We start from the raw sequence: 2062 nt of genomic DNA, 5'->3' as shown, positions 1-2062 counted from the left end.
GCGGTGCAGGCGCAGATCCTGCGTGAACAACCGCACCTGCACGACAACGGGACACACCGCTATCGCGAGCAGGCTCACTCCTACAGGGTTTTGCTTCTGTTCAAGGCAGCCAATTCACTGGCGTCAAAAAAACCTGTCACGAATGATGGCACTTTGTCATAATGCCGCCCCTTTTCAGCTCCCGCCGCGCATTGCCGTGCCGGGACATCCCCGTTTTTCAAAGGAATACTCAGTGAGAATGATCTCCCGGATGCTGGTCTCAGGCGTCGCAATTGCTGTGCTTGGCACGATGGCTGGCACACTCTCAGGTTGCGCGACGGAAAGCTCCCGCGCCTTGCCGGTGGCCAAGGTGGAAAGCGCCACACAAGTCTGGACCGGCGTTCGCGTGCCAATGGCCGTGGGCAAGTTCGACAACCGCTCCAGCTACATGCGCGGGATCTTCTCCGACGGCGTCGACCGTCTCGGCGGTCAGGCCAAGACCATCCTCATCACCCACTTGCAGCAGACCAACCGCTTCAGCGTGTTGGACCGTGACAACATGGGCGAGATCCAGCAGGAAGCGGCGATCAAGGGCCAGGCCCAACGCCTGAAAGGCGCTGATTACGTGGTCACCGGCGACGTCACCGAGTTCGGCCGCAAAGAGACCGGCGATCACCAGTTGTTCGGCATTCTCGGCCGTGGCAAAACCCAGGTCGCCTACGCCAAGGTCAACCTGAACATCGTCAATATCAGCACCTCCGAAGTGGTCTATTCGACCCAGGGCGCCGGTGAATACGCTCTGTCCAACCGCGAAATCATCGGTTTCGGCGGCACCGCTGCCTACGACTCCACCCTCAACGGCAAAGTACTGGATCTGGCCATGCGCGAGGCGATCAATCGTCTGGTCGATGGCATGAACGCCGGTGCCTGGAAACCGGGCAACTGATCGACGCCCATTGCAAGGAGCAACACCCATGAATCTGACTTTGTCGCGCTCGCTGATGGCGCTGACGCTGGCCGCCAGCGCCTTGCTGACCGGTTGTGCCCCCGGCCCGCAAACCCTGTACCAATGGGAAGGCTACGAACCCCAGGTCTACGAATACTTCAAAGGCGAAGAGCCGAAGGAAGCCCAGGCCGAAGCGCTGGAACGTGACCTGCAGAAAATCCGCTCCACCGGCAAGTCCGTGCCGCCGGGCTACCACGCGCACCTTGGCCTGCTCTATCTGAGCATGGGCAAGGACGACCAGATGGTGCAGCAGTTCAAAACCGAGAAAACCCTGTTCCCCGAGTCCGGCACGTACATGGATTTTCTGCTCAAGAACGCCAAGACCGGAGACGCGAAATGATCGCGCGTACCTCGAAACTGCTGGCCGCCGGTTTGGCCCTGACCGTGCTGGGTGGCTGCGTCGCCCCGAAAACCGTGGACTACTCGGCCTACAAACAAGCGCGGCCGAAGACCATCCTGGTGCTGCCACCGCTGAACACTTCGCCGGATGTGAAGGCGTCGTACAGTCTGTTGTCGCAGGTGACGTTCCCGTTGGCCGAAGCCGGTTATTACGTGCTGCCGATTACGTTGGTGGACGAGACTTTCCGCCAGAACGGCCTGACCACCCCCGACGACATCCATCAGGCACCGGCAAACAAACTGAGGGACATCTTCGGTGCGGACGCCGCGCTGTACATCACCGTGACCGAATACGGTACGCGTTACATGGTGATCAGCAGCGAAACTGCGGTCACTGCGACGGCGAAACTGGTTGACCTGAAAAGCGGCACTACGCTGTGGACCGGTTCGGCGCGGGCGTCGAGCGAAGAGGGCGGCAACAACGGCGGTGGCGGTCTGATCGGCATGCTGATCACAGCCGCTGTGAAGCAGGTCATCAACAGCGCCACCGATGCCGGCTACCCGATTGCCGGCGTGGCGAGCAATCGTCTGCTCTCGGCCGGACATCGGGCAGGCCTGCTGTACGGCCCACGCTCGCCGAAGTACGGCACAGACTGAATTATCAGCTGCGGCAGAAAACCACTGTAGGAGTGAGCCTGCTCGCGATAGCGGTGTGTCAGACAACACATCGACACCTGA

3 protein-coding genes are annotated in these 2062 nt (G+C 60.7%); all 3 read left to right on the top strand.

Features of this window, described 5'->3' with window-relative positions; genetic code table 11:
* The first annotated feature begins 238 nt into the window (after positions 1-238).
* The 3 genes from ACW9IR_RS29235 to ACW9IR_RS29225 are packed head-to-tail and all read left to right on the top strand — an operon-like array spanning position 239 to position 1981.
* On the top strand, positions 239-925 hold the full coding sequence (locus tag ACW9IR_RS29235) for a CsgG/HfaB family protein (protein ID WP_176470095.1): 687 nt from the start codon (positions 239-241) through the stop codon (positions 923-925).
* A gap of 28 nt (positions 926-953) precedes the next feature.
* Entirely contained in the window at positions 954-1325 is a 372-nt protein-coding gene (locus ACW9IR_RS29230) for a DUF4810 domain-containing protein (protein WP_457466078.1), read from the top strand.
* On the top strand, positions 1322-1981 hold the full coding sequence (locus ACW9IR_RS29225) for a DUF799 domain-containing protein (RefSeq protein ID WP_457466076.1): 660 nt from the start codon (positions 1322-1324) through the stop codon (positions 1979-1981). Before ACW9IR_RS29230 ends, ACW9IR_RS29225 begins: the two co-directional genes overlap by 4 nt.
* Positions 1982-2062: the final 81 nt, after the last annotated feature.

The organism is Pseudomonas sp. SDT291_1_S447 (genome assembly GCF_054070155.1).
This window is presented reverse-complemented; position numbering and strand designations above follow the sequence as displayed.